General features: G+C 70.2%; 24 protein-coding genes and 2 pseudogenes. 20 read left to right on the top strand and 6 right to left on the bottom strand.

Annotated features, from left to right (window positions below; translation table 11 throughout):
- Positions 1 to 13: 13 nt before the first annotated feature.
- From OG371_RS09635 to OG371_RS09580, 12 genes are all read left to right on the top strand, one after another.
- A complete protein-coding gene (locus OG371_RS09635; RefSeq protein ID WP_329067701.1) occupies positions 14 to 1483 on the top strand; it encodes an FAD/NAD(P)-binding protein in 1470 nt (489 codons plus the stop codon).
- Positions 1476 to 2276: a class II aldolase/adducin family protein gene (locus tag OG371_RS09630; protein WP_329067699.1), complete on the top strand. Its 801-nt coding sequence runs from the start codon at positions 1476 to 1478 to the stop codon at positions 2274 to 2276. The genes OG371_RS09635 and OG371_RS09630 overlap by 8 nt, the downstream gene beginning before the upstream one ends.
- Positions 2269 to 3159: a pyridoxamine 5'-phosphate oxidase family protein gene (locus tag OG371_RS09625; protein ID WP_329067697.1), complete on the top strand. Its 891-nt coding sequence runs from the start codon at positions 2269 to 2271 to the stop codon at positions 3157 to 3159. Before OG371_RS09630 ends, OG371_RS09625 begins: the two co-directional genes overlap by 8 nt.
- Before the next feature lie 30 nt (positions 3160 to 3189).
- On the top strand, positions 3190 to 4416 hold the full coding sequence (locus tag OG371_RS09620; protein ID WP_329067695.1) for an acyl-CoA dehydrogenase family protein: 1227 nt from the start codon (positions 3190 to 3192) through the stop codon (positions 4414 to 4416).
- Between the two features lie 8 nt (positions 4417 to 4424).
- Positions 4425 to 5618, top strand: a complete 1194-nt coding sequence (locus OG371_RS09615) for an acyl-CoA dehydrogenase family protein (RefSeq protein ID WP_329067693.1) — start codon at positions 4425 to 4427, stop codon at positions 5616 to 5618.
- Positions 5619 to 5630: 12 nt separating this feature from the next.
- Positions 5631 to 7283, top strand: coding sequence for a PEP-utilizing enzyme (locus OG371_RS09610; RefSeq protein WP_329067691.1), 1653 nt, complete (start codon positions 5631 to 5633; stop codon positions 7281 to 7283).
- On the top strand, positions 7280 to 8455 hold the full coding sequence (locus tag OG371_RS09605; RefSeq protein WP_329067689.1) for an acyl-CoA dehydrogenase family protein: 1176 nt from the start codon (positions 7280 to 7282) through the stop codon (positions 8453 to 8455). Before OG371_RS09610 ends, OG371_RS09605 begins: the two co-directional genes overlap by 4 nt.
- A complete protein-coding gene (locus tag OG371_RS09600) occupies positions 8455 to 10026 on the top strand; it encodes an AMP-binding protein (RefSeq protein ID WP_329067687.1) in 1572 nt (523 codons plus the stop codon). Before OG371_RS09605 ends, OG371_RS09600 begins: the two co-directional genes overlap by 1 nt.
- A gap of 238 nt (positions 10027 to 10264) precedes the next feature.
- Positions 10265 to 10873, top strand: coding sequence for a hypothetical protein (locus tag OG371_RS09595; RefSeq protein ID WP_329067685.1), 609 nt, complete (start codon positions 10265 to 10267; stop codon positions 10871 to 10873).
- Positions 10870 to 12375, top strand: coding sequence for a pyruvate, phosphate dikinase (locus tag OG371_RS09590; protein ID WP_329067683.1), 1506 nt, complete (start codon positions 10870 to 10872; stop codon positions 12373 to 12375). The genes OG371_RS09595 and OG371_RS09590 overlap by 4 nt, the downstream gene beginning before the upstream one ends.
- A gap of 9 nt (positions 12376 to 12384) precedes the next feature.
- On the top strand, positions 12385 to 13095 hold the full coding sequence (locus OG371_RS09585) for a class I SAM-dependent methyltransferase (RefSeq protein WP_329067681.1): 711 nt from the start codon (positions 12385 to 12387) through the stop codon (positions 13093 to 13095).
- Positions 13096 to 13136: 41 nt separating this feature from the next.
- The gene (locus OG371_RS09580; RefSeq protein ID WP_329067679.1) at positions 13137 to 13577 is read left to right on the top strand and encodes a hypothetical protein; all 441 of its coding nucleotides are present in this window, start codon (positions 13137 to 13139) and stop codon (positions 13575 to 13577) included.
- Here OG371_RS09580 and OG371_RS09575 read toward each other — a convergent pair.
- The 3 genes and pseudogenes from OG371_RS09575 to OG371_RS09565 form a co-directional block, all read right to left on the bottom strand.
- On the bottom strand, positions 13574 to 14062 hold the full coding sequence (locus tag OG371_RS09575; protein WP_329067677.1) for a YkgB family protein: 489 nt from the start codon (positions 14060 to 14062) through the stop codon (positions 13574 to 13576). The two genes, OG371_RS09580 and OG371_RS09575, sit on opposite strands and share 4 nt — an antisense overlap.
- Positions 14063 to 14164: 102 nt before the next feature.
- Positions 14165 to 14473 (bottom strand): annotated as a pseudogene (locus OG371_RS09570) (muconolactone Delta-isomerase family protein).
- A 297-nt stretch (positions 14474 to 14770) separates the two neighbouring features.
- The gene (locus OG371_RS09565) at positions 14771 to 15802 is read right to left on the bottom strand and encodes a hypothetical protein (RefSeq protein WP_329067675.1); all 1032 of its coding nucleotides are present in this window, start codon (positions 15800 to 15802) and stop codon (positions 14771 to 14773) included.
- A 94-nt stretch (positions 15803 to 15896) separates the two neighbouring features.
- Between OG371_RS09565 and OG371_RS09560 the strand changes: the two genes are divergently transcribed.
- Positions 15897 to 16508: a TetR/AcrR family transcriptional regulator gene (locus OG371_RS09560; protein WP_329067673.1), complete on the top strand. Its 612-nt coding sequence runs from the start codon at positions 15897 to 15899 to the stop codon at positions 16506 to 16508.
- A 121-nt stretch (positions 16509 to 16629) separates the two neighbouring features.
- Here OG371_RS09560 and OG371_RS09555 read toward each other — a convergent pair whose 3' ends face one another.
- On the bottom strand, positions 16630 to 17256 hold the full coding sequence (locus tag OG371_RS09555; RefSeq protein WP_329067671.1) for a TetR/AcrR family transcriptional regulator: 627 nt from the start codon (positions 17254 to 17256) through the stop codon (positions 16630 to 16632).
- 61 nt (positions 17257 to 17317) lie between these two features.
- Here OG371_RS09555 and OG371_RS09550 point away from each other — a divergent pair, with 61 nt between their 5' ends.
- The 7 genes from OG371_RS09550 to OG371_RS09520 all read left to right on the top strand — a co-directional run bounded on the left by OG371_RS09550 (position 17318) and on the right by OG371_RS09520 (position 25164).
- Positions 17318 to 18541 (top strand): cytochrome P450, encoded by a 1224-nt coding sequence (locus OG371_RS09550; RefSeq protein WP_329067669.1) that lies wholly within the window; start codon positions 17318 to 17320, stop codon positions 18539 to 18541.
- A 220-nt stretch (positions 18542 to 18761) separates the two neighbouring features.
- Positions 18762 to 20183 carry a rifampin monooxygenase gene (rox, locus tag OG371_RS09545; protein ID WP_329067668.1) on the top strand — a complete coding sequence of 474 codons (1422 nt, stop codon included), beginning with the start codon at positions 18762 to 18764 and terminating at the stop codon, positions 20181 to 20183.
- Between the two features lie 123 nt (positions 20184 to 20306).
- Positions 20307 to 21293, top strand: a complete 987-nt coding sequence (locus OG371_RS09540) for an amidohydrolase family protein (RefSeq protein WP_329067667.1) — start codon at positions 20307 to 20309, stop codon at positions 21291 to 21293.
- Positions 21294 to 21355: 62 nt separating this feature from the next.
- Entirely contained in the window at positions 21356 to 21793 is a 438-nt protein-coding gene (locus OG371_RS09535; RefSeq protein ID WP_329067666.1) for a MarR family winged helix-turn-helix transcriptional regulator, read from the top strand.
- A gap of 167 nt (positions 21794 to 21960) precedes the next feature.
- On the top strand, positions 21961 to 23148 hold the full coding sequence (locus OG371_RS09530; RefSeq protein WP_329067664.1) for a glycoside hydrolase family 5 protein: 1188 nt from the start codon (positions 21961 to 21963) through the stop codon (positions 23146 to 23148).
- Positions 23149 to 23239: 91 nt separating this feature from the next.
- Positions 23240 to 23872: a TetR/AcrR family transcriptional regulator gene (locus OG371_RS09525; RefSeq protein ID WP_329067662.1), complete on the top strand. Its 633-nt coding sequence runs from the start codon at positions 23240 to 23242 to the stop codon at positions 23870 to 23872.
- Between the two features lie 62 nt (positions 23873 to 23934).
- The gene (locus OG371_RS09520) at positions 23935 to 25164 is read left to right on the top strand and encodes an MFS transporter (protein ID WP_329067660.1); all 1230 of its coding nucleotides are present in this window, start codon (positions 23935 to 23937) and stop codon (positions 25162 to 25164) included.
- A 9-nt stretch (positions 25165 to 25173) separates the two neighbouring features.
- On the opposite strand, the gene OG371_RS09515 is transcribed toward OG371_RS09520, so the two are convergent.
- On the bottom strand, positions 25174 to 25365 hold the full coding sequence (locus OG371_RS09515) for a hypothetical protein (protein ID WP_329067658.1): 192 nt from the start codon (positions 25363 to 25365) through the stop codon (positions 25174 to 25176).
- A gap of 10 nt (positions 25366 to 25375) precedes the next feature.
- A pseudogene (locus tag OG371_RS09510) lies at positions 25376 to 25539 on the bottom strand (fumarylacetoacetate hydrolase family protein); the annotation flags it as partial.
- Between the last annotated feature and the right edge of the window lie 160 nt (positions 25540 to 25699).

Here is a 25699-nt window from a genome sequence, read left to right as displayed (position 1 = left end):
AGGGGGGTGGCCGGTGAAGATCGCGGTTGTCGGCGCGGGTGCGTCCTCGGTGTGCGTCGTCGACGCGCTGGCCCAGTCCGCTCACCCCGCCGGCGAGCTGACGGTGTTCGACCCGTCGCCGCAGCTGTGGCGCGGCCGGGCCTACCAGCGCGACGCCGAGGTGATCCTGGTCAACTCGCCGGCCGAGGACATGTCGGTGCGGCACGGGGACCTGGGGCACTACGCGCGGTGGCTGTCGGAACGGGGCCACACCGCGGAATTCGCGCCGCGCACGGTGTACGGCGAGTACCTCGAGGCCACCGCCCGGGACGGGATCGCCCGGCTCCGGGCCCGCGGCTGGCGGGTCGCGGTCGTGCGCGACGCGGTGGTGGGCGCGCGCCACCACGCCGGCCAGGTCGTCCTGCGGACCAGGAAGGGCTCGCCCGTCCGGTGCGACCACACGGTGCTCGCGATCGGTGGGGGTCGACCGCGCGATACCTACGGGCTGACGGGCAAGCCGAACTTCGTCGGCGAGCCGTACCCGGTCTCCGCGAGCCTGGCCGCGATCGATCCGGACGAGAGCGTCGGGGTGATCGGGACCGGGCTGACCGCCGTCGACGTCCTGATCGCGCTCGAAGCCCGCGGGCACCGCGGGCCGCTCACCCTGCTGTCCCGGCGCGGCGTGCTGCCCGCGGTGCGGCAGCGGCCGATCTCCTACGAGCTGAAGCACTTCGTGCCCGAGCGGTTGCACGCGCTCGCCGGGCGGCACCGCCGGCTCGCGCTCTCCGACGCGATCGAGCTGCTCCGGGTCGAGCTGGCCGCCGCGGGCGCGGACCTCGACGAGGTCTGGCAGGAGATCTCCGGGGTCCACGAGCAGGCGCCCGAGGTGCGGCTGCGCCGGCAGCTGGCCGACGTCGGGTGCCGGCGGGTCGGGCTGCGGGTGCTGCAGCAGGCGGTGCACGTGTGTGGTCCGGACCTGTGGCCGCTGCTGCCGGAAGGCGTCCGTCAGCACGTCCTGGGCCCGCATTTCCGCACGATGATGAGCCTCTGCTGCCCGATGCCGCCGCGCAGCGCGAAGACCCTCCTGCGGCTGATCGACGCCGGTCGCCTCACGGTGCTCGGCGGCGTGCGGAACGTCGCCGCTTCGGCGGACGGCGGGTTCCGCATCACCACCGGCCGCACCGAGTTCGACGTCCGGCACGTGGTCAACGGCGTCAACGCGCCGGCGCACCGCATTTCGGCGGGCGCGCGGCGGCTGATCAACTCGCTGTTCGACGAGCGCCTGGCCATTCCGCACCCCGACGGTGGCCTGTGCGTCGACACGGCCACCAGCCGGCTGGTCGGGACCAGCCTCACCAACCCCGGCATCTACGCGATCGGCGACCTCGCGGGCGGGACGTTCTTCTTCACGTTCGGCGTCCCGTCGCTGGTCGACCGCTGCCACGACATCGTCACCGACGTCCTCGCCGGGCAGTCCCGGCGGAGAGAAGGAAACTGTGCTTGAGCAACGAGTGGCCCACCTCGCCGACACCAGGACCGGTCTGCCCATCCCGGACGCGCCGGTGTTCGCCTCGGCCGAGGACGAGCGGCGGCACCGCAAGCAGCGGCTGGCCGCGGCGATCCGGCTGTTCGGCAAGTACGGCTTCGGGGAAGGGATCTCCGGGCACATCTCGGTGCGCGACCCCGAAGACCCGGATCTGTTCTGGGTCAACCCGTTCGGCGTTTCGTTCAAACGGGTAACGGTGGCCGACCTGATCTGCGTGGACACCCACGGCGTCGTCGTCGCGGGCAGGCACCGGGTCAACCCGAGCGCGTTCGCCATCCACTCGCAGATCCACCAGCGCTGCCCCGGAGCCGACGGGATCGCGCACGGGCACACGGCGCACAGCCGGGCGCTCGGCGCGCTCGGCCGGCTGCTGGAGCCGATCGACCAGGAAGCCGCCGCCTTCCACGACAGCCAGGTGCTCTACGACGGCTACGACGGGCCGGCGATCGGCGTCGAGCAGGGCCGCGACATCGCCGACCGGATCTCGGGCAACCGGGCGATGCTGCTGCGCCACCACGGGCTGATCACCGTCGGCGGCTCGCTGGAGGAGGCGATGCACTGGTTCTTCACCTACGACAGCTGTGCGCAGGTGCAGCTGCTCGCCAACGCGGCCGGTCCGGTGAAGCCGATGACCGAACGCCAGGCCGTGCTCGCCCGGGACGGCTTCGGCGACCCGCAGCTCGCCTGGTTCAGCTTCCAGCCGATGTGGGACGAAATCGTTTACGAGCAACCGGATCTGCTCGATGAATGACCGGTTCCCCGGCCGCACGCACGCGGGGGAGCAGGCGGTGCAGCAGCGGGTCGGCGAAGGCGGCCCCGGCCGGGGGTCGCCGATGTTCGGCCCGGAGATCGCGACCGGGCACGCCGAGTTCATCGCGAGCCGGCGCCTGCTCGTGCTGGGCGCGGCCGCCGACGGCCTGGTCTGGGCCACGATCCTGGCCGGTGCCAAGGGGTTCGCGAGGCCGGTCGACGGTCGCACGATCCGGATCGCCGGCCTGCCCGCCGACGGCGATCCGCTGCGGGACGCGTTCGAGGTGCCGCGCGCCGGCGGAATGCTCGCCCTCGACCCGGCGCGCTGCCGGCGCGTGCGGGCGAACGGCCGGATCCACCGCGACGGCCAGGGTTTGGTGCTGCGCACCGAGCAGGTGCTGCGCAACTGTCCCAAGTACATCCAGCAACGCGAGCTCGCCCCCGACGCTCACCCCGCCCGTTCGCGAGCGGTCGCCGGATCCGAGCTCACCGAGCGGCAACGGGAGTGGATCGCCTCGGCGGACACGTTTTTCGTCGCGAGTCACGCCTCGGGGCACGGCGCCGACGCGAGCCATCGAGGTGGGAGGGCCGGGTTCGTCACGGTCACCGGGAGCCGGCGGCTCAGCTGGCCGGACTACCGCGGCAACTCGTTCTACATGACGCTGGGCAACGTCGAGCTCGATCCCCGGTGCGGCTTGCTCTTCCTGGACTGGTCCCGCGGAAATACGCTGCACCTCACCGGTGAGAGCCACGTCGATTGGCACGACCGGGCCGAACCCGGTGCGATCCGCACCATTCACTTCACCATCCGGCGAGTCGTCCAGGTCGACAACGCCACCACGTTGCGCTGGCACCCCAGCGAAGCCTCCTCGTTCAACCCCTGATCCGCACCACCGAGACCAAGGACTCGATCGATGACCATTCTCCACTCCCGGCCGGCGAACACCACGCCGCCGGAAAGCACCGTTCCGAACACCGCCGAAGAGATCCTCGCCGCGGTACGGGCGATCACCCCCGAACTGCGCGACCGCTCGGTGGAAATCGAGCAGAACCGGCGGCTGCCCGCCGACGTCGTGGAGCTGGTGCGGGGCGCCGGCGTGTTCCGGATGGGCTTCGGCAAGGAGTTCGGCGGGGCCGGCCTCACCTCCGTCGAGCAGACGAGGGTGATCGAAGCACTGTCCTATGGGGACACCGCGGTGGGCTGGTGCGGCATGATCGGCATGGACAGCGGGCTGTACTCCGCGTACCTCGCACCGGCCGCGGTCCGCGAGATGTTCCCGTCGCCGGACATGATCACCGGCGGCCTGATCAACCCGAACGGCCGGGCCGAGCGGGTGCCCGGCGGGTACCGGCTCAGCGGGCACTGGAACCTCGGCAGCGGCGTCACGCACGCGGACTGGGTGTCCGCCGGCGCGTTCACCTACACCGATGGAGAGCAGGACCGCACCGAATCCGGCAACCCGAACTGGCGCGTGCTGCTCGTCCGGCCCGAGGACGTCAAGGTGATCGACACCTGGCACTCGACCGGCCTGGCGGGCAGCGGCAGCGTCGACTACGAGATCGCCGACGTGTTCGTGCCGGAGGAGCACACGTTCAGCTTCGGCAAGCCGTTGAGCCGCAAGGGCCCGCTGTCCGCGCCCGACGCGCTGATGCGCAAGATGCCGGGCGTGCCGCTGGGGGCCGCGCGCGCCGCGCTCGACTTCGTCCGGGAGTTCGCCGCCACCAAGGTGAACCGGATGACCGGGCAGCGGTGGGCCGACGACTACCGCATCCAGTTCGAGCTCGGCTCGTGCGAGGCGGATTTCCTGACCATGCGGCACGGCGTCTACGGCAGCATCGAACACAAGTGGAGCCGGCTCGAGTCCGGCGTCGACTACGCCGACCTCACCCCGCACGAGCGGGTCGAGACGGTGCTGCTGGCGCTCAAGGCGTTCCGCGGCGCGCTGGACATCGTCCGCCGGCTGTACGACCTGCTGGCCACCACGTCGATCTACAAGCCCTCGCCCATGGATCGCTGGCTGCGGGACCTGACCACGATGTGCCAGCACGTGATGGCCCAGGACGTGATCGTGCAGTCGGCGGGCGCGTACCTGCTGGGCGGCACGCCGCAGTTCCCGTTCGCCGTGGGCATCACGGAATAAGGCCGGCGATGACCACAGTGGACACTGTTCCGCGCACGGCGGCCGGCATCCTGGCCGCGGTCCGGGCGATCGTGCCGCGGCTGCGGGAGAACTCGGCGCGGATCGAGCGGGACCGGCGGCTCCCCGCGGACGTCGTGGAGCTGGTCCGCGGCACGGGGGTGTTCCGCATGGGGTTCACCGCGGAGTTCGGCGGGCCGGGGCTGACCTCGGCGGAGCAGACGCGGGTGCTGGAAGAACTGTCCTATGGGGACACTTCGGCCGGCTGGTGCGCCATGGTCGGCATGGACAGCGGGCTGTTCGCGAACTACCTGGCCGAGTCCGCGGTCCGGGAGATGTTCCCGGTCCTGGACCTGAGCACGGCCGGCATGCTGGCGCCGGCGGGCCGCGCGGACCGGGTCCCCGGCGGCTACCGGCTCAGTGGCCACTGGGGGTTCGGCAGCGGGATCACCCACGCCGACTGGGTGTTCGCCGGAGCGCACACCTACACGAACGGCGAGCGCGACGTCACCGCCGCCGGCGGGCCGGAGTGGCGGGTCATGATGGTGCGCCCCGACGAGGTCGAGTTGATCGACAACTGGCGCGCCACGGGTCTGGCCGGCAGCGGCAGCCTCGACTACGAGATCGTCGACGTGTTCGTGCCGGAGGCGCACTCGTTCAGCTTCCGGGAGCCGCGGGTGCCGACCGGGCCGCTGTCGACCCCGGACCTGCAGATGCGCAAGATGCCCGGGGTGCCGCTGGGCGCGGCCCGGGCCGCGCTCGACCACGTGCGGGAGCTGGCCGCCACCAAGGTGAACCGGATGACCGGGCAGCGCTGGGCCGACGACCACCGCGTGCAGGTCGTCATCGGCGAGTGCGAGCTGGAGCTCGCGGCCGTGCGGCACGCGGTCTACCGCAGCCTCGACCACCGCTGGGCCCGGCTGGCGGACGGCGCGACCCAGTCCGACCTCGACCGCGGGGAGCGGATCGACACGATGCTGGCCCGGGTGAGCGCCTTCCGCCGCTGCCGCGCGATCGTGCGCCGGCTCTACGACCTGCCGGCCACCACGTCGATCTACCGGCCGGCGCCGATGGACCGGTGGCTTCGGGACCTCGAAACGATGTGCCAGCACTTCATGGCCCAGGACCAGATCATCCAGTCCGCCGGCGCGTTCCTGCTCGGCGGGACGCCGCGCAACCCGCTGGTGCTCGGGATTCTCGACTAGGAGCTGACCCGGATGACCCTCATCGACTCGCCGCGAGACCCCTTGCACTCGCCGTCCGATCCGGACACGTTCTGGAGCACCACCAACGTGGGCGAAGCGTTTCCCGGCGTCGTCACGCCGTTGAGCTGGTCGCTGTGCGCGCCGGGGGTGGAGGTCGGCATCCGGGACAGCTACGCGCGCGTGGGCGCGCTGCCCCGCCGCGAGGTCCGCGTTCCCGACCGCGCCGAAGACCGGCTCATCTCGGTGTTCCACGGACGCGGCGCGCTCAACGTGAACTTCTTCTGCCGGATGGGCGCGCACTTGCCCGGCAGCACGCCGGACGCGATCGCCCGCCAGTTCCTGGGCGAGCTGCCCGCGAGCATTCCGGTGCGCAGCACCCGGCGGCGCCGGCCGGTGGTCGCGGTGAAGATGCCGCACGCCCAGGCCACGATCCGAGCCGACGTGCTGCGCCGCACCGCGCCGGTCAAGGACTGGTGGCGGCAGTGGACGCTCCGGCTGGACACGCTCGACCTCGCCGGTTCCCTCGCCGCGCTGCTCGACGCGCGCGCCATGTTCACCGAGATGCTGCGGGTGCAGGCCGCCGGCTTGTTCGTCGGCGTCCAGCCCGTGTACGACCGGCTCACCGCGCTGGTCGAGCGAGCGGACCTGACCCCGGAGCAGGTCAACGCCGTCGTGGGCGGCCAGGGCGAGCACGCCGAGACGGACCTGATCCACGATCTGTGGCAGCTGGGGCGCGACCGGATCACGCTGGCGGATTTCCTCGCCGAGCACGGTTACCACGGTCCGCACGAAGGCGAGGCGTCCAGCCGGGTGTGGCGGGAGGACCCGGCTCCGGTGCTGAAGCTCGCCGAGCAGTACGCGACTCTCGACGAGCAGGCGAACCCGGCGGACGCGGCCGCGCGGCGGGCCGGTGAACGCGTGGCGGCCGAACGGGCGCTCATCGCCTCGCTGCCCCCGCTGCGGCGCCCGGCGGCGCGGTTCGTGCTTTCCCTGGCCGCCGCGCGGATTCCGCTGCGGGGCGTGGCCAAGGCGGCCTTCCTGCAGGCGCTGGACGTGGCGCGTGGCTCGGCTCGCCGGATGGGCACCCTCCTGGCGGACCTCGAGGTGCTGGCGGATCCCGAGGACGTCTTCTCCTTCACCGTGGACGAACTGACCGCGATGCCGATGGCGGGCGCCCGGAGCATCGTCGGGGAGCGGCGAGCGCGGCGCGAGGCGTTCCTGGCCACCGAGCTTCCGTCGTGCTGGCGCGGAAACCCGGTGCCGGTCGAAGTGGGTGCGCCGCGCCGCGCCGACGGCGGACGCGGTTCGGTGCAGGGCATCGCCGCCAGCGGCGGGGTGGCCGAAGGCACCGTCCGCGTACTGGACAGCACCACCTTCGCCGAAGTCCGGCCGGGTGACGTGCTGGTCTGCGAAACCACGGACCCGAGCTGGGCGTCGGTGCTGTTCCTGTCCGGCGCCCTGGTGGTGGACGTCGGCGGGTTGCTCAGCCACGCCGCGGTGGTGGCCAGGGAGCTCGGCGTGCCCTGTGTCGTCGGCACCGGCGACGGGACCACGGCCCTGCGCACCGGTGACCGGGTCCGGGTGGACGGCACCACGGGGTCGGTAGAAATTCTCAGCCGGGCCGAGCCGGTCCCGGCCGGCGAACGGAAGGGGCGAGGCGAATGACCACGGTGCCGAACAGTCCGCAGGAGATCCTCGCGGCCGCCGAGGCGGTGGTGCCGCGGCTGCGCGCGCGGTCCGCGGAGATCGAAGGACAGCGGCGGCTGCCGGCCGATGTCGCGGAGCTGCTGCGCGGCACCGGCGTGTTCCGGATGGGCTTCCCGGCGGAGTTCGGCGGTCCCGGCCTGACGTCCGCCCAGCAGGTCGAGGTCGTCGAGGTCCTTTCGACCGGCGACACCGCGGCCGGCTGGTGCGCGATGATCGGCATGGACGCGGGCCTGTACGCGCTGTCGGACGCGGCGGTGCGGGAGATGTTCCCGGCGCTGGACGTGATCGCCGCCGGGATGCTGCCGCCGATGGGGCGGGCGGACCGGGTGCCCGGCGGGTACCGCCTCACCGGCCGGTGGGCCTTCGCGAGCGGGATCGCGCACGCCGACTGGGTTTCCTCCGGCGCCTTCGTCCACGCTGGCGGCGAGCGGGAGCTCACCGCGAGCGGGAAGCCGTACTGGCGGGTGATGATGGTGCGCCCCGGCGAGGTCGAGCTGATTGACAACTGGCACGCCACGGGCCTGGCCGGCAGCGGCAGCGTCGACTACACCGTCGACGACGTGTTCGTGCCGGAGGAGCACACGTTCAGCCTGGGCGAACCCACCCGGACCGGACCGCTGGCCGCAACGGACGCGCTCATGCGGAAGATGCCCGCGGTGGCGCTGGGCGTCGCGCGGGCCGCGCTCGACCACGCCCGGGATGTCGCGCGGAGCAAGGAAAACCGGATGACCGGCCGGCGGTGGGCCGAGGACTACCGCGTGCAGTGCACCATCGCCGAGTGCGAAATGGACCTCGCCGCCGTCCGGCGCGGGGTGTATCGCAGTCTCGAACACCGGTGGGACCGGATGGCGGCCGGCACGACGCTCGACGACCTCACGCCGGACGAGCGCGTCGACACCATGCTGACCCGGCTCGCCGCGATGCGGCAGGCCCGGACCGTCGTACGCCGGCTCTACGACCTGCTGGCCACCACGTCGATCTACCGGCCGGGGCCGATGGACCGGTGGCTCCGGGACCTGGAAACCATGTGCCAGCACGTGATGGCACAGGACCAGATCGTGCAGTCCGCGGGCGCCTTCCTGCTCGGCGGCACGCCCCGGTTCCCGCTCGCGCTCGGGATCGTGAACTGATGGCCGGCCGGCTCGCCGTGCTGCACGGCGGCCCGCTTCCGGAGCTGCCGATGCGGAACCTGGCGGAGACGCTGATCCGGGCCGCGCGGATGACCGACGCGGGCTCGATCGTCTTCCTGCAGGGTGCGCCACAGCCGCGCGTGCTGTCCTATTCGGACCTCTTGCTCGACGCCGCCCGGATCCTGCGCGGGATGCGGGACGCGGGTGTCGCCCCGGGCGACCGGGTGCTCATCCGGCTCGCCGACGAGCCCGACCTGCTGGCGGTGTTCTGGGCGTGCCAGCTCGGCGGGTTCGTCCCGGTGCCGCTGGCGGCCTCCTCCGCGGTGGTGCCGGACGACGTCGTCGGCGGCGAACCGTGGCTGGTGTCCACAGTGGACTCGGGTGCGGCGCGGTGGCTGGGCCCGGCCGATCGGCTCCGGGCCGGCGCGCCCGCGCAGGACTTCCAGCCGGCCGGGCCCGACGACCTGGCCGCGTTGCTGCTCACCTCCGGCAGCACCGGGCGGCCCAAGGCGGTGATGCTGACGCAGCGCAACATCCTGAGCCGGTCCACCGCGACCGCCCTCGTGCGCGGGCTGTCCCACCGCAATCGGACGTTCAACTGGATGCCCCTCGACCACGTGGGGGGCCTGATCATGTTCCACGCCCGCGACGTCCTGCTCGGCTGCCACCAGGTCCACGCCAGGACCTCCTGGGTCCTGGAAGACCCGCTGCGCTGGCCGGGCGGGCTCAGCGAGCACCGCTGCGACACGACCTGGGCGCCCAACTTCGCGTTCGGCCTGGTCGCCGACCAGGCGGACCGCATCGCGGCGCAGACCTGGGACCTCAGCGCGCTCGGGTACGTCATGAACGGCGGTGAGGCGGTGAAACCCAAGGTGGCGCGGCGGTTCCTCGAGCTGCTCGCCCCGTTCGGCCTGCCGCCCACCGCGATGCACCCGGGCTGGGGCATGTCGGAGACGTCCTCCGGGGTGGTCGACTGCGTGCTCCCGCCTGGGGGAGGCGACGACGATCGGTTCGTCAGCCTCGGCGAACCGCATCCCGGTGTGTCCGTGCGGGTGGTCGACGACGCCGGCCGGCCGAGAGCGGTGGGCGAGGTGGGCCGGGTGCAAGTCGCCGGCTCGCCGGTGACGCCGGGGTACTGGGGCAACGAGCGGCAGAACCGCCAGTCGTTCGACGACGGTGGCTGGTTCAAGACCGGGGACCTGGGGTTCGTCTCGGCCGGGGCGCTCACGGTGACCGGCCGCGCGGACGACGTCATCGACATCGCTGGGGTCGCCTACTACGGCCACGAAATAGAAGCCGCGGTGGAGGAGCTGCCCTTTGTCGAATCGTCCTTCACGGTCGCCTGCGCCGACCGATCCGGGCGCGCACTGGCGATTTTCTTCCACTCCCGTTCCGGGCTTTCTTCGGACGTGGAGAACTGGCGCGTCGTCGACCACGTCGCGAAGCGGTTCGGCCTCCAGGTGAGCCGCGTTTTCCCGGTGGCCAAGGAAGAAGTCGCCAAGACCGGGATCGGCAAAATCAACCGGGCCCGCATGGCGCACAACCTTGCCGCGGTTATTGGCTCCTGCTAACGTTTTTCTTGTCGGCAGGAGAACATTGAGCCGGCAGATCCCCGACTATTTAAGGAGATAAACATGAGCTGCCCTTACTGATCATCAACCCGTTTACGAGAAGTCGCCCGGGTGAAGCGTGTTCGCTGACCCGGCGCCCGTGGTGACTTCGGTTTTTCGCGGTCCACCCATCGCCGGCGCGTACGTGCCACGGGCGATGGGTGGACCGCTGCCGATCGCGCAACCGTGGAGAACGCCGATGTCCGAGGAAATGCGAGTGCTGCGGGCCCTGCAGCTGAAGGGCCTGCCCGCGGAGCGGGAGCTGGCGGCGGCGGTCGGCGTCCACAGTGGAGCGCTGCGGCAGGTGCTGGGCGCGATGCCCGAGTGGTGCGCCGAAGAACGCGGGCGGTTTCGCCTGACCCCGGCCGGACTCGACCGGCTGGACCGTGAGCTCGCCGCGGAGCGCGACCGCGTGGACCGGTCGGGCCTGCTCGCGTCCTACGACCGGTTCGTCGTCCACAACGCTGTCGCCAAGCGGATTTTCACCGACTGGCAGCTGATCGACGAGACGACGGTCAACGACCACGGCGACCCCGGTTACGACGCCCGGGTCATCGGCAGGCTCGCCGAATTGCACGAGGCCGCCTGTGAGGATCTGGCCGGGATCGTCGGCCTCGTGCCCCGGCTGGCGCCCTACCCGCACCGGCTCGCCGAGGCGCTGCACCGGGTGCGCGGCGGCGAGCCCGCTTGGCTGACCAGCCCGCTGGTCGACAGCTACCACACCGTCTGGTTCGAGCTGCACGAAGAACTGCTCGGGCTGACCGGGCTGGTCCGGGCGCACGAGGCGGCGGCGGGGCGAGCGGAATGACCGATCTCCTGCCACTCGACGGCGGCACCGGCGGCGACCGCGACCTGCTGGGCGGCAAGGCCGCCGGCATCGACCGGTTCGTCGCCCTCGGCGCGCCGACGCCGCCGGCGTTCGTGGTGACCACCGAGGTGTGCCGGCAGTACTACCGGGAATCGCGGCGAGTGCCGGCGCAGGTGTGGGCCCGGCTGCCGGATCTGGTGCGTGGCCTGGAACGGGCGACCGGGCGCACGTTCGGCCGGGGACCGCGGCCGTTGCTGCTCTCGGTGCGATCCGGGGCGGCGGTCAGCATGCCCGGGATGATGGACACCGTGCTCAACGTCGGCCTCACGCCGGAAATCGAGCCGGCCCTCGGCCCGCACGGCGCCGACACCCGCCGCCGGTTCACCGGGCAGTTCGAGGAAGTCGTCGGCGGACAGCCGCCGGCCGATCCGTGGGACCAGCTGCGGATGGCGATCACGGCCGTGCTGGAGTCGTGGATGTCGCCGCGCGCGGTCGCGTACCGGACCCGCCAGGGGCTCGGGCACGAGGCCGGTACGGCGGTGACCGTGCAGGCGATGGTCTTCGGCAACCGCGACGGCCGTTCGGGAACCGGTGTGGTGTTCAGCCGCGATCCGGTGGGGGGCGGTGCCGAGGTCTACGGCGAGTGGCTGCCTGGCGGACAGGGGGAGGAGCTCGTGGCCGGCCGGGCCGACGCCCGGCCGCTGGGCGATCTGCACGCCGTGCTGCCCGGGGCGTACCGGGAACTCCGCGAGTGGGTGCGCGTCCTGGAGCGGGACGGCCGAGATGTGCAGGACGTCGAGTTCACCGTCGAGTCGGGCACGTTGTGGTTGCTGCAGTCGCGGGTGGCCAAGCGTTCTCCGGAGGCGGCGGTCCGGCACGCGGTGGCCATGGCGCGGGAGGGGCTGATCAGCCGCGAGGAGGCCTTGGCGCGGGTGGAGCACGTCGGCGCGCTGCTGCGGCCGGTCATCGAGCCGGGTGCGGCGGCGGCCGGGACGGTGCTGGCCCGCGGGAAGCCGGCCGGTCCGGGCGTCGGGATCGGTGTGGTCGCCGGCGGTACCGTTGCCGCACAAGGCGACGTGGTGCTGGCGCGCCGGACGACCGATCCGCGTGATGTCCCGGCCATGGCCGTCGCGCAGGCGGTGGTCACCGAACTCGGCGGGAGCACGTCCCACGCGGCCGTGGTCTGCCGGGAACTGGGGGTGCCGTGTGTGGTCGGGTGCGGATCCGGCGCGCTGACTGCGTTGGATGGGCAGCTGGTGACCGTGGACGGCTCCTCGGGTCTGGTGTACGCGGGCGCGCTTCCGACGGTCCGGGGTGGTATCGGGGTCGAAGCGGACCTTGCCGTTCTTGCGGAATGGGCGCGGGCCGCACCGGATCTCCCGGGTGCTCGCCGGTTCCTCGGCTCGGCCGCAATTCCGCCGGGCGATTCTTCCGGGCCGGCACGCACTGCTCCGGAAAACGTTCGGCGTACCGATCTTTCGAACACAACTGACGCGTTGTAAGGTTAACGAATGAATTTGTCCACTGTCGCGGTGCCCCACACGCTCACGCACTTGACGCCGCTCCTGCCCCCGGCCCCGGCGCGCATTCTCGAGGCCGGCTGCGGCCGCGGTGCCTTGGCCGCCGCTTTGGCGGACCTGGGTTACGAAGTCACCGGCGTCGACCGTGATGCCGATGCCGTCGCCGCGGCGAAGGAACTCGGAGTCAGCGTTGTCCAAGCGGACCTCCGCGACGTTTCCGGCGAGTACGACGTCGTGTTGTTCACGCGTTCCTTGCACCACGCCGAGAATCTCGACGAGCTCCTGGCCCACGCGGGCACCCTGCTGGCTCCGGGCGGGCAGATCATCATCGAGGAGTTCGCCTGGGAGCGCGTGGACACCGCCGCCGCGCACTTCATCTACGACAACCGGGCCATGCTGGTCGCCACGGGCCTGATGCAGGCGGACGTCCCTGCCGATGATCTGCTCGACGCCTGGGTCGCCGGCCACCACCACCTCCAGCGCGGCTCAGCGATGCTGGAGGCGTTGAGCCGTGTCGGTTCCGAGCTGACCGTGGTGGACACGAGCATCCTGTGGCGCCTGGTCGACGGCCGCGGCGGTGTCTGGGTCGAACCCGCCACCTCTGTCCCCGAAGCCCTGAACGCCATGCGCGACGCGGAGGAACGCCGCATCGCCGGAAACCTCCTTCCCGCAGTCGGTTTGCTGGCCTCGGTCCGTCGATGAAAATCCGGTAACGGCGAGGCTGACGTCGTAACAGGTACCTGGTGCTGCGTGACGAGGAAGCGTTGTTGGCTTCCTTGCGCGTGGCTCTTGAGCGCGCCGAGATGACGAATTGCGGTGGGCTGATGGTCGAAATGTTCGAAGTTGATCGAGTGGACCGTATCGCCGACATCCTCTACGGCGTGGCTACTGGTGGCGGGCTGATCGGCTACGCGCAGATCGCGAAACGCGTGGCCACCCGGCCGGACTTTCTCAGTGCGCCGCTTGACCAGGTTTCCAGCCGGGCCGCCGATCGTGACGAACCGCTGTGGAGTGCGCTGGTGGTCGCCAAGGTGACCGGGCGTCCCAACTCGGGTTTCCATCGGATGGCTCGACGGGTGCGGCCCGAGTATCAGGAGCTCGACGACGAAACCTTGTGGGAGCGGGAACGCAATCGTTGTTACGCCGCGGCCGGCGGGCGAACTTCGGGTATCGCGGCCGATTAGCTGCCGGCTGAGGTGTCTTTTCGTTGGGCGGCCGCCAGGGACTCGCCCAAGGTCCACAGGGAGGCGCCGAGCAGGACGATGTCCTTGAGCAGGAATTGGCCGGTCGGTGAGAGGGCGGGCAGGCCGCCTGCTGCTGGGTCGCCGATGCCGGGGGTGGTGAACAGGAAGCTGAGGGTGGTCAAGAACAATCCGGCCGCGAGCAGGCTGCCCACCGCCGAAGATCGCGGGAGTAGTGGGCGCAGGGCGATCAAGATCGCCGCGGCGAGTTCGGTGGTGCCGAATACCGCGGAGAGGGCCTTTGGGTCGAGTAATTCGCCCGTCCAGCTCAGGAATGGGCTGTGCGAGACGTACTGCTGGATCCGCGCCGCCTCCGAAGCGGTGAACTTCAACGCGCCGATCCAGGCGATCACGACCACCAGGCCGTACCGGAGCACCACCGCTCCGGCGACGCTGATCCGGCTCCCGGCCTGCCGCGCGGAAATCACTGTGGCTACACCCTTTCGCCGGCTTTGTTTACCGGCTCGACCGTAGTGACGCCGGGACGGGCGCAGGCGGGGTAGCGCATTACGGTTTTCTGACCAGAGCGATCAGGCCGGACCCGGATCGTTGTGGTGTGGCCGCAGCGCGGTGATCTTGACGGTCATCCACGGCCGCAGTGGCAGGGTGCCCAGGACGTTGGCGTGGAGGTCGGCCTCGTCGTCGGCGCGTCAGACGCCGATGCTGGCGGGCGACTGGCCCGCGGGCCAGTCGCCCGCCAGCCACCACAGGCGGGCCAGGTGGCCGTTTTCCGTCAGAGCCTTGACCTGCACGTTTTCGGCGGCTCGGCGGGCGTCCACCTCGGACTGATCGGTGCCTTCGGGGATGGTGGTGGTCAGTTCGACTATGAAGTCCCGCATGGTCTGGCTTCCTTCAGCTCGGCGGTATATACCGAGCAGTATATACCAAGCCATGCATGAGTGAGACTGTGTTTTCATGGCAACGTTTCCCGCTCCCGCTCCGACAATCCCGCACCGTCCAAACGCGACAGAGGGTCGGTGACGCCCATATCGAACGGGTAGTCGGTGCCGGCGAAGATCCGGCGGCTCAAAGGCCCGGTCCAGACGCCGAAGGGCTGTCACATCGTCGAGAGCATCCCGCGCACGCCGCTCGGAAAGATCGACAAAAAGCTTCTCCGCCAACGGTTTCAGCGAGCCTCAGCGAGCGCGGCCCAGGCGCCGGTCGAGGAGGGCCAGGAGCAGGACGGTCACGCCGATCACGACCACGCCGAGCACTGGGGCCAGCACGACGTGACCGTTGCTGATCCCGCTCGCCACGGCGAACAACGAGTGCCCGACCAGTGCGCCGCCGATCAGCCAGATCCGGTGGTGATCGGTGAACGTGCCGGTGGCCGACCAGCGGGCCACCAGCCAGCCCGCGGCGATGGCGACCGCGAGCGCGACCAGCTGGGGGATCGCCAGCCAGGCTCCGTGCCCGATCGCGGGATGTCCGGCGCTGGATTTGAGCGGGAACAGCAGTCCGAGGAAGACGATCGGCGCGAGCGCGGCGAGGGCGCCCAGCGCGGCGGGGTGCGGTAGCCGGGCGACCGGGGCCGGGCGGGGAATTCGCAGCCGGGGCAGCACAAGCAGCGCCAGGATGCCGAGCAGCACGATGATCACCAGCAGTGCGGCGACCACCGGCCACGGTGTGGTGTAACCGGGGTCCTCGGTGGTGGCGATGGCGAGCCGCGCGAGGGCGACCCCGATGACGAACACGACCGCCGTCCCGATCAGGCCGAACCGGCCCAGGTACGGGCGTCCGGCGTGGCGTTTGAACAGCAAGCCGGTGAGCGTGACGGGGATGAGCACGGTGAAGACCAGGTGGTAGCCGAGTTGGCTTTCCCAGTAGGTGAGGTTGAACCCGAACACCCGGCCCCAGCTGGCCGCGGTGTAGAGGTGCGGGCTGGTCAGCGCCTGTAGCCCGAGGCCGTCCTCGGCCAGTTCGTAGGCGAGGCCGAGGACCAGCAGCGCGGGCCACTTCGCGCCGGTCCGGACGACGAGTTCACGTGCCAGCAGCACCCCACCCCCGTAAATCGGTACCAGCAAAGGAAAAGCCAGCCAGATCGCCGGCAGGGAGATCCCGGTGAACGTCGCCTCGGCGCAGATCGGGGCCAGTAGAACGAGCGTCCAGGCGGCCTTCAGCCGTCCGGTGCCGGCTCGCTCCACAACGGCGCCAGCACGATCGGTCACGTCGCTACCTCCAGCTTATTACCTAGCCAAGTAATAAGACGGAAGTTAGCATGGTCGGCCAGTGGACGCGAGGGAAGGTGTGGATCCGATAACAGTGACAAACGCCCGGGCGGCCCGGCGGCGGCTGCCCCCGGAGGACCGGCGGCGGGAGATCATCGCCGCGACGATCGACACCGTCGCCGCCCTCGGCTACCGGGCCACGACCTTCGCGAAGATCGCGGAACGCGGTGGGCTGAGCAGCACCCGGCTGATCTCCTACCATTTCGCCGGCCGCGACGAGCTGATGGCGGCGACGGTGGCGCACGTGTACCAGCAGCTCGGGGAGCACCTGGACGAACGTCTCGCCGCGGCGACCGGGGCGCGGGCCCAGCTGGCGGCCTACGTCCGTGCCTCCGTCGAGTTCGTCGCCGGGCACCGGACGGTGATGCAGGCGATGGCGTCGATCTTCCTGGGCTTCCGCGACGAGTTCGGCGGCCGCTCCTACGACTCCGGCGAAGACCAGCGCGCGATCGGTGCGGTGGAACAGATCCTGCGCCGCGGCCAGGAGGACGGGGTGTTCCGGGCGTTCGACCCGTTTGTGCTGGGCTCGCTGGTGCAGCGGTCGGTGGACGGCCTGGCGTTCCTCCTCGAGGCCCGGCCCGACCTTGATCTCGGCGGTTATGCCGAGGAGCTCGTCGAGACCTTCGACATCGCCACCCGCCGGTAACGGCGGCGGGGTTCAGCGGACCTTGCTTGCCGTCAGCGCCGGGGATGTTGCAGACGGAGATGGGCGGGCCGCCCGCGCTCCTCGCGGCTACCACCAGGGGGGATGGCGGGCAGTCGACGCGTCAGTCCGGGGTGACGTCCGCCTCGAGTCCGGCCGTGAGCATGGCGATCAGGTTGGCGACGAAGGCCGGGTGATCCAGCAGGACCGGCAGCCGTTCGTCGATGCGGTTCGCGCGGTCCGCCAGGCTCGCGGTGAGCATGGTGATCGTGAGGGCGATGCGTTCCAGCGCGACCGGCTCGGGCAGTCGCGCGCGGCAGCAGTCCTCCAGCAGGGCCAGTTGCCCGGCCAGCGCCGTTCCCGCGACCGGGTCGGGCAGCTCGTGCGTGCGGACGCCGGCGCGTCCGGCGAGCTGGGCGATGATGCGCAGGAAGTCGCGCCCGTCCTCGCGGGTGAGTTCGGCGGCGACCGGGCCCACGACGGCGGCGACCACGGCGCCGAGATCCGGGGCCGGGCCGAGCGCGTCCAACTCGGGTTTTCGCTGGTCCTCCATGCGTCGCACGTGCCGCTCGATGATCGCGGTCAGCAGGCCGTGCCGGGAGCCGAAGTGATAGTGCACGGCCGAGTCGTTCGCCTGCCCGGCCAGCGCCACGATGTCCCGGGTCGCGGCGCCGTCGATGCCGTGCCGGGCGAACAGGCGCGCCCCGGCGCTCAGGAGCCGCTCCCTGGTGGTTGTGGCAGACCTTGGCATGCCGCTATATTAACCACTGTCGTTAATAACGGTGACCGTTAACCCTGATGAAGGGGGCGCCATGACCGTTGCCAGCTACTACGACCCGTTCGACGAGGCGGTCCTGGCCGACCCGTATCCGGCTTACCGGCGCTTGCGGGACGACGATCCGGTGCACCGTCACACCGCGCCACCGTTCTGGACCCTGGCCCGATTCGAGGACGTCTGGAACGCCGTACGCGATCCGGGCACGTTCTCTTCGGCGCAGGGCCTGACCTTCCTGCCCGACGAGATCGGGAAACTCGGGCTCGCCCCGACGATCGTGATGCAGGATCCGCCGCTACACGGCCAGCTGCGGGCGCTCGTCAGCAAGGGCTTCACCCCGCGACGGGTGACCGATCTCGAGGCGATGATCCGGACGTTCGCCCGGGAACGGATCACGGCGATGGAGCAGCAGGCCGCCGACGGCGTTCCGGTCGACCTGCACCGGGACTTCTCCTCGCGTATCCCCACTTTTGTGCTGGCCCATCTGCTCGGCGTGCCGGAGCACGACCGGGCGCGGTTCGGGCCGTGGGTGTCGGCGCTGACCACGTTGCAGGACAGCGGTTTCGACCTCGCGGCGCTCAAGGCCGCCGACGCGGTCACCGAGATGTTCGGGTACTTCTCCGAGGTGATCACCGCCCGGCGCGCGAATCCCGGCGATGATCTGATCAGCGCGCTCACCGCCGCGGAAGTGGCCGGGGAAACGTTGACGGACTGGGACATTCTCGGGTTCTGCTTCGTGATGGTCGCGGGCGGAAACGACACCACCGGCAATCTCATCTCCCACGCGGTGACCCTGCTCGACGGCGATCACGCCCAGCGTGAACTCCTGCTGCGGCAACCGGATCTGCTCCCGGGCGCGCTGCTGGAATTCCTCCGGATGGAGGGCTCGGTGCAGGGCCTCGCGCGAACCACGCTCCGCCCGGTGGTGCTCCACGACGTCGAGATCCCCGCCGGCGAAAAGGTGCTGATGCTCTTCGGCGCGGCCAATCGCGACGAACGCGAATTCGGCCCGGCCGCCGACCGGCTCGACATCACCCGCGAGTTCCCGCGGCACCTGGGCTTCTCCAGCGGACCGCATTTCTGCGTGGGCTCCCACCTGGCCCGGCTCCAGGCGAAGGTGGCACTCGAAGAACTGCTCTCGCGGCACCCGGACGTCGGGGTAGACCTCGACCAGGCGGTACGGCTGCGCTCTCCGTTCACCCGGGGCTGGGTCAGCCTTCCGGCCACCGGGCTGGCAGGTCCACAAGGGACTGCCGGCTGAGACCGGCCACTTCCGGCCTTCCCTGCGGTGGCCGCACGACGCGGTGGTCTGTCCACTGTATACGGCGGACAAAACGCACAAAAAAAGCAGGGACCACTCCCTGCCATTTCCAACATATACCGCACCACCGGGCTTGCGGCAAGCCCCCGCCGGTGGCGCACAATCGTCGAGGCGTGCCGGGGTTCCGGTGTGGAGACGAGTGTGAAGCGGGGGAAGTTTCGTGATCGACGTGATCATTTCCGGTGGTGGGCCGACCGGTGTGATGCTGGCGGCCGAGCTGCGGTTGCAGGGGCTGGACGTGGTCGTGGTGGAGCGGGACGCCGAGCCGAGCGAGATCGTTCGCGGGCTGGGGTTGCACACGCGCAGCCTGGAGGTGCTGGATCAGCGCGGGCTGCTCGAGCGGTTCCTGGCGGTCGGCACGCAGTACCCGATCGGGGGATTCGCCGGCATCAGCAAGCCGACGCCGGCGCACCTGGACACCTCGTTCCCGCACATACTCGGCTTGCCGCAGACCGTCGTCGAAAAGCTGCTGACCGAGCACGCCCTCGAGGTCGGCACCGATTTGCGGCGCGGGTGCGAGCTGGTAGGGCTGAGCCAGGACGAGGACGGCGTGACGGTCGAGCTGGCCGACGGCACCCAGCTGCGCTCGCGCTACCTCGTCGGCTGCGACGGCGGGCGCAGCACCGTGCGCAAGCTGCTCGGGATCGGTTTCCCCGGTGAGTCCGCGCGGCACGAATGGCTGCTGGCCGAGGTCGAGCTGGCCGCCGACGCCGACGAGATCACCGCGGTGATGACGGAGGTCCGCAAGACCCAGCTCGGGTTCGGCGCCGGCCCGCTGCCCGGCGGCGGCTACCGGCTCGTCACGCCCGCCTTGGACGTGGCCGAGGACCGCACCCGCCCGCCGACGCTGGACGAGCTGAAAGCGGCGACCCGGGCAACCGCGGGGACCGATTTCGGTATGCATTCCCCGCGCTGGCTTTCGCGGTTCGGCGACGCGACCCGGTTGGCCGAGCACTACCGGGACGGCCGGGTGCTGCTGGCGGGCGACGCGGCGCACACGCATCCGCCGATGGGCGGGCAGGGGCTCAACCTCGGCATTCAGGACGCGTTCAACCTGGGCTGGAAACTGGCGGCCGAGATCCATGGCTGGGCGCCGCAAGGACTGCTCGACAGTTACGAGGTCGAACGCCATCCGGTCGCCGATTCGGTCCTGAACAATACGCGGGCGCAATCGGAATTGATGTCACTGGAGCCAGGCGCACGGGCGGTGCGGCGGCTGGTTTCGGAGCTGATGGATTTCGAAGAGGTCAACCGGTTCCTGATCGAGAGGGTCAGCGCGATCGGCATCCGTTACGACTTCGGCGAAGGCCACTACCTGCTGGGGCGACGGTTGCGGGACGTGGGGTTGAAGCGGGGCCGGCTCTACGCGCAGATGCACGCCGGCCGTGGACTCCTGCTCGACCAGACCGGCGGGCTCTCGGTGGCCGGGTGGGGCGATCGGGTGGATCACGTCGTCGATGTGAGCGAGGAGCTGGACGTGCCCGCGGTCCTGCTGCGGCCGGACGGCCACGTGGTCTGGGTCGGTGACGATCAGCAGGAGCTGGCCGATCGCCTGGCGCAGTGGTTCGGGGCGGCCGGGTAACGAGCCCAACGCGTGACGGTCAGGGCGGTGCCGCGCCGCCCTGACCGTCCGCACTTCACTTGACGGGTATTGCAGGTGACTTCTATATTGAAGGTGGCTGCAATACCAACCGAGGAGCGACGCATGGGCAAGATCGCGATCGAGGAGCACTTCAACCTTCCCGAGTTCAACGGGGAACACCCCCAGTACGTCAACGCCGAGCTGATGGCGGACATCAACCGCCGCCTGCTTGATCTGAGCACCCTGCGGCTCTCCGAAATGGACGCCGCCGGCATCGACTTCTCGCTGCTGTCGCTGACCGCGCCCGGCGTCCAGGCCGTGACCGACACGCCGCGCGCCATCACCCTGGCCCGGCAAGCCAACGACACGCTCGCCGAGGTCGTGGCCGCCAACCCGACCCGTTACGGCGGGTTCGCGACCCTGCCGTTGCAGGACCCGAAGGAGGCCGCGGCCGAGTTCGAACGCTGCGTGCGCCGGCTCGGGTTCCACGGCGCGATGGTCAACGGGTTCACCGACAACGGCGACGCCGGCTGGTACTACGACCACGAGCGCTTCCTGCCGTTCTGGGAACGGGTCGCGGAACTCGACGTCCCGGTCTACCTGCACCCGCGCAATCCCTTGCCCGCCAACACCGGCATCTACGACGGGCACCCGGTCCTGATGGGCGCGGTCTGGATGTTCACGGTGGAAACGGCCACCCACGCGCTGCGGCTGATGACCAGCGGCCTGTTCGACCGATTCCCCAACCTGACGATCATCCTCGGCCACCTGGGCGAGACGTTGCCGTTCACCATGTGGCGCATCAGCCACCGCGCCGAGGCGATGGGCGAGCTGATCAAGTTCGAGAAGCCGCTGAGCCACTACCTGCACCACAACTTCTACCTCACCACCAGCGGCAACTTCCACACCCAGACGCTCAACGCGACCCTCGCCGAAATGGGCGTCGACCGGGTGCTCTACTCCAGCGACTACCCGTACGAATCCATGCGCGAGGCGTCCGGCTGGTTCGACCACGCTGCCATCAGCGACAGTGACCGGACCAGGATGGGGCACCTCAACGCCCGGCGCCTGTTCCCCAACCTCCCCGCGCGCATCGGCAAGGACGCCTGAGGGCAGTCGAGCGCCGATTGAAGACGCCTGGCATATGGAAGGCGGTTGCTATGGTGCTCCCCGTGACGTACTCATCCGCGGTGGAGTTCGGCCTCAATCTCAAGCAGGCGCAGCACTTGCTGGGCCTGCGCATCGACGACGCGCTGCGTCCGCTGGGCTTGAGCCTCGGGTTGTGGCGGGTCCTGCGCGAGATCGGCCGCACGCCCGGCGCCTCGGCGTCCGAGCTGGGACGCACTTCGTTCCACACTCCGCAAACCGTGGGCGGGCTGCTGCAGCGCCTGCAGGACCAGCAGCTCGTCGAACGCAGCAGCGCCCGGGGCCGGATCGTGGAGAACCATCTGACCCGGCAGGGGAAAAAGGTGCTCGGCCAGGCGACGGCCGCCGTCGACGAGGTGATCGGCGGCTCCCTGGCCCACCTCGACGCCGCCCACATCGAGCAGGCCGGCCGATTCCTCACCGAGTACATCGCGGCGCTGACCTCGCCGCAGCGCGACAGCTGACCAAGAACGAGCTGGACTCTAGGCTCGGCGACCTTGCCGTAGTAAGGTGTTAGTAGCTACTAACTAATGACCCGGCGCGTGCGCCGGCCCCGAGTCATGCCCGGCCGCCAACGGAATGACCCTCCCCTGCAAGACAGCGACGTCCCTGCGAGCAAGGAGGAAAACCGATGGTCCCCACCGGAAAACCGGGTTTGACCCGGAGGCGATCGAGGCGGGCCTGGCGGACGACGCTGGCCGCCACCGCGGCCGCCGTCCTGACCGTGTCCTCGGCCTGGCTGGGACTCGGCACCGCGACTGCGACGACGGCGCCCGCCACCGCGGCAACGAGCACACCCCGCTCCAGCAGCGACGACATCTGGAGCCAGCTCAAAGCGGGCTGGAACCTCGGCAATTCCTTCGACGCCACCCCGTGCGAGACCTGCTGGGGCAATCCGGCGACCACCAAGGCGATGATCGACCAGGTGGCGGGCAAGTTCAACTTCCTGCGCATCCCGGTCACCTGGTACCCGCACCTCACCGCCGGTGCGCCGGGCTACACCATCGATCCCGCGTTCCTGGCCCGGCTCAAGCAGGTCGTCGACTGGGCGATCGCCGACGGGATGTACGTGGACGTCAACATCCACCACGACGGCGGCGGGGACAACTGGCTCATCCCCAGCGCCTCGCGGCTCCCTCAGGTCGAGCCCGAGTTCAACGCGATCTGGCGGCAGGTCGCGGGCTACTTCAACGGCGAGGGCGACCACCTGCTGTTCGAGGCGATGAACGAGCCGCAGGACGCCAACGGCGGAAACCGTTACGGCGGCGGCACTTCCGACAACTGGGGCGCGATCAACACGCTGAACCAGGACTTCGTCAACGACGTCCGCGCGGCCGGCGGCAACAACTCTTCCCGCTGGCTGCTCGTCGTGCCATACGGCGCCAACGCCGGGACCGGGGCGGACCATCTCACGGTGCCCAACGACAGTCACGTCGGGGTTTCGATCCACACCTACAACCCGTGGGCCTTCTGTTCGGCGACCGCGCCGAACTACCTGACCTGGGACGGCTCGATGAACTACCTGCCCGACGGTGACGTCAACCATGCGAACCAGCTGTTCACCGGCAAGGGCATCCACGTGATCTGGACCGAGTTCGGCGCCACCGTCAAGCCGTACAACGGCGGCGACAATTCCAACGAGGTGGCCAATTACGAGTCGCACATCGCGTCCTACGCCAAGACGTACGGGCAGAAGGTCGTGGTGTGGGACAACGGTTCCACCGGTGTCGGCGACGACCAATTCGGGCTGCTCAACCGGAACTCGGTGAGCTGGCAGCGGCCGAACATCGTCGATCGGCTCTCGGGCGTTTACCCCTGATCCGACTGACCCGTCCGGCCGAACCCGGCCGGACGGGTCCGGTTCATCCCCGGCGGCACAAGGCCGCCACGAACGGAAGGTCTCCAGCGTCATGGCCGAGCGGGCCCCCTCCTACCGGCGGGATCAGCAGCGCCTGCCCGCGGCCGAGCGACGGCACCAGATCCTGGAAATCACCTCCTCGCTGATCGCCGAACGCGGCTTCTGGGGTCTGTCCATGCAGGACGTGGCCGACCGGTGCGGGCTCACCGTGCCCGGCGTGCTCCGCCACGTCGGTTCCAAGGCCGGGCTGCTCACCGCGGTGCTGGCGCATCGGGACGTCGAAGACGCCCGTTCGTTGCGAGTGGAGCTGGGCGTCAGCGAGAACGAGATGCCGGACGAGTGGTCCGAGGGCGGCCCGGACGGCGTCGACCTGCGCCAGCTCTGCCTGGCGACGATGCGACGGAACGCGCAGCAGCCGGAGATCGTGCGGCTGTTCCTCGTGCTCGAGGCCGAGTCGCTGGCACCGAGCCACCCCACCCACGAGTACTTCGCGAAACGGCAGAGCCAGGCGCTCGCCGCGTTCACCGCCATGGCCAAGGGCGTCACGGATCAGCCGGCGCTCCTGGCCCGCCAGATCATGGCGATGATGGACGGCCTCCAGCTCCACTGGCTCCGCTCGCCCGGGACCGTCGACCTCGTCCGCGAATGGGAAGCCGCCGCCACGCTGCTGTTCAACTACTCGTGAGTGTTTATGACGGTTAGAACCGGCATAGACACTCACGAGTCTTGACCTCCGAGAGGCCTGTCTTGTCACAAGAACTCGCCGTCGCCGCGCCACCGTCCGCGGTGCGCGCGGTGTGGAATTCGCCGCTCTACCGGGGTGCGACCGTTGCGTTGTTCCTTTCCGGGCTGGGTGTCTCCGCCGCGGCCCCGCAGATCGCGCTGTTCCTCGTCGACGATCTGCACGCCTCGCTGTCCACGGCCGGCCTGTACTACCTCACGAACGTCACCGCCCCGATCGCCGGTTACCTCGTCGGCGCCCGCTCGGACCGGACCGGGAAACGGCTCGGGCTCTTCCGGCTGTGCGCGCTGGCCGGATTCCTCGGCTGGTGCGCGATGGCGGCGTCCGGCCAGCTGTGGATGCCGTTTGTGGTCAGCGCCCTCGTGCTGGGCTTCGCCGGGGCCGCCGGCTCGCAGCTGTTCGCCGCGGTCCACGACGATCTGCAGGCCACGGCAAGCCCGGTCGGCGACGGCGTTGTCTCGATCGTGCGGATGGCGCTGACGGCCGGCTGGATCGTCGGCCCGGTCGCCGGCTCCCTGCTGGCCACCGCCACCAGCCCGCGGGTGATGCTGGTGGCCACCGGCGCGTGCACCCTGGCGCAGATCTTCCCGATGGGCTTCAAACGCGAACGCCCGAAGCCTGCTTTCGAGCCCACAGCTGAGCCCGAAGCCAAGCTCGAACGCGCGCCGGGGCTGCGGATCATGCTGCCCCTGCTCGTTTTCACCGGGTTGTACGTGCTGATCTACGCCGGAGAGCCGATCAAGTACGGCTATCTCCCGATCTACCTGCACGACGACCTGCACCTGCCGACCGCGGTCAGCGGCGCGGTGATCGGCATCCAGCCCCTGATCGAGCTGATCCTGATGCCGGTGGCCATGGTCGTCGCCCGCCGGATCGGCCTGATGCGGCTGATGGTCCTCGGAGCCGCGTTCGGCGTCGGCGCCAATCTCTGCTTCGCCCTCACGGCCAACGCCGTCGGCATGTTCGCCGGGCAGATCCTCATGGGCGGGGTGTGGGGTGTGTTCGCCGCGCTGGGAATCATTGTCGCCCAACGGTTGCTGCCCCAAGCCGTCGCGACCGCCTCGGCGATCTTCATGAGTTCGACCGCCATCGCCAGCGCGCTGGGCGGGCTGACCGGCGGCCTCGGCGTGAACCTGCTCGGGCTGCCGCACGTGTTCCTGGTCCCGGCCCTCTACGGGGTGATCGCCACCGTCGGCCTCGCCGTGATGAGCCGCTCGCGGCACGCCGTGCGCTGACCTGCACGTTCACAACCAGGCGCCCAGCGACGGTGGTGTCGGCGAGCGCCCGGTGAGCCACGCCGCCAGTTCCGTCGCCTTCCCACCGGAGGCGTGTTTCCCGGCCGCCTCCACCACCAGAGCGAGGACGAAGTCCGCGGGCAGCCGGGAAAACGGCACGCCGAGATCGGTCGAGTGCACCCAGACCTCACGCGCCCGCATCCAGAAGACCTCCCGCGCGGATACGGTCCGGCCGACCGATCACGACGGCGAGCTCGGCCTCCCAATCGACGGCGGCAGACTCCGGGGCCAGCGCGATGTCGTCGTGCGCCCCGATCAGATGTCGCCGAACTTCGCGAACAACGTGGGGTGTGACGGCAGGTCACGGCCCATCTCCTGGAAGTCCAGGAGGATTCCGTCCTGCACCAGTTCGAAGTACCGCATGACGGAATGAGCACACGCGTACAGCTTCAGCACAGGTCGGCCATAAGCAGCTCACATGAACGGTGAGCACTCTCTGGATGGTCACCTACTTGGTAGGTAGGCAACCAGGTAA

It is taken from the genome of Amycolatopsis sp. NBC_01480 (assembly GCF_036227205.1).
Lineage (GTDB): Bacteria > Actinomycetota > Actinomycetes > Mycobacteriales > Pseudonocardiaceae > Amycolatopsis.
Note: the sequence above shows the minus strand (reverse complement) of the source record. Positions and strands in the feature narration are given on the sequence as shown.

What these genes read in the sequence shown, in the direction of transcription:
- OG371_RS09625 (WP_329067697.1), top strand. Translation starts at nt 2,269, where the DNA reads ATGAATGACCGGTTCCCCGGCCGCACGCACGCGGGGGAGCAGGCGGTG.
- OG371_RS09620 (WP_329067695.1), top strand. Translation starts at nt 3,190, where the DNA reads ATGACCATTCTCCACTCCCGGCCGGCGAACACCACGCCGCCGGAAAGC.
- OG371_RS09615 (WP_329067693.1), top strand. Translation starts at nt 4,425, where the DNA reads ATGACCACAGTGGACACTGTTCCGCGCACGGCGGCCGGCATCCTGGCC.
- OG371_RS09610 (WP_329067691.1), top strand. Translation starts at nt 5,631, where the DNA reads ATGACCCTCATCGACTCGCCGCGAGACCCCTTGCACTCGCCGTCCGAT.
- OG371_RS09605 (WP_329067689.1), top strand. Translation starts at nt 7,280, where the DNA reads ATGACCACGGTGCCGAACAGTCCGCAGGAGATCCTCGCGGCCGCCGAG.
- OG371_RS09600 (WP_329067687.1), top strand. Translation starts at nt 8,455, where the DNA reads ATGGCCGGCCGGCTCGCCGTGCTGCACGGCGGCCCGCTTCCGGAGCTG.
- OG371_RS09595 (WP_329067685.1), top strand. Translation starts at nt 10,265, where the DNA reads ATGTCCGAGGAAATGCGAGTGCTGCGGGCCCTGCAGCTGAAGGGCCTG.
- OG371_RS09590 (WP_329067683.1), top strand. Translation starts at nt 10,870, where the DNA reads ATGACCGATCTCCTGCCACTCGACGGCGGCACCGGCGGCGACCGCGAC.
- OG371_RS09585 (WP_329067681.1), top strand. Translation starts at nt 12,385, where the DNA reads ATGAATTTGTCCACTGTCGCGGTGCCCCACACGCTCACGCACTTGACG.
- OG371_RS09555 (WP_329067671.1), bottom strand. Translation starts at nt 17,256, where the DNA reads ATGCCAAGGTCTGCCACAACCACCAGGGAGCGGCTCCTGAGCGCCGGG.
- OG371_RS09550 (WP_329067669.1), top strand. Translation starts at nt 17,318, where the DNA reads ATGACCGTTGCCAGCTACTACGACCCGTTCGACGAGGCGGTCCTGGCC.
- OG371_RS09540 (WP_329067667.1), top strand. Translation starts at nt 20,307, where the DNA reads ATGGGCAAGATCGCGATCGAGGAGCACTTCAACCTTCCCGAGTTCAAC.
- OG371_RS09530 (WP_329067664.1), top strand. Translation starts at nt 21,961, where the DNA reads ATGGTCCCCACCGGAAAACCGGGTTTGACCCGGAGGCGATCGAGGCGG.
- OG371_RS09525 (WP_329067662.1), top strand. Translation starts at nt 23,240, where the DNA reads ATGGCCGAGCGGGCCCCCTCCTACCGGCGGGATCAGCAGCGCCTGCCC.
- OG371_RS09515 (WP_329067658.1), bottom strand. Translation starts at nt 25,365, where the DNA reads ATGCGGGCGCGTGAGGTCTGGGTGCACTCGACCGATCTCGGCGTGCCG.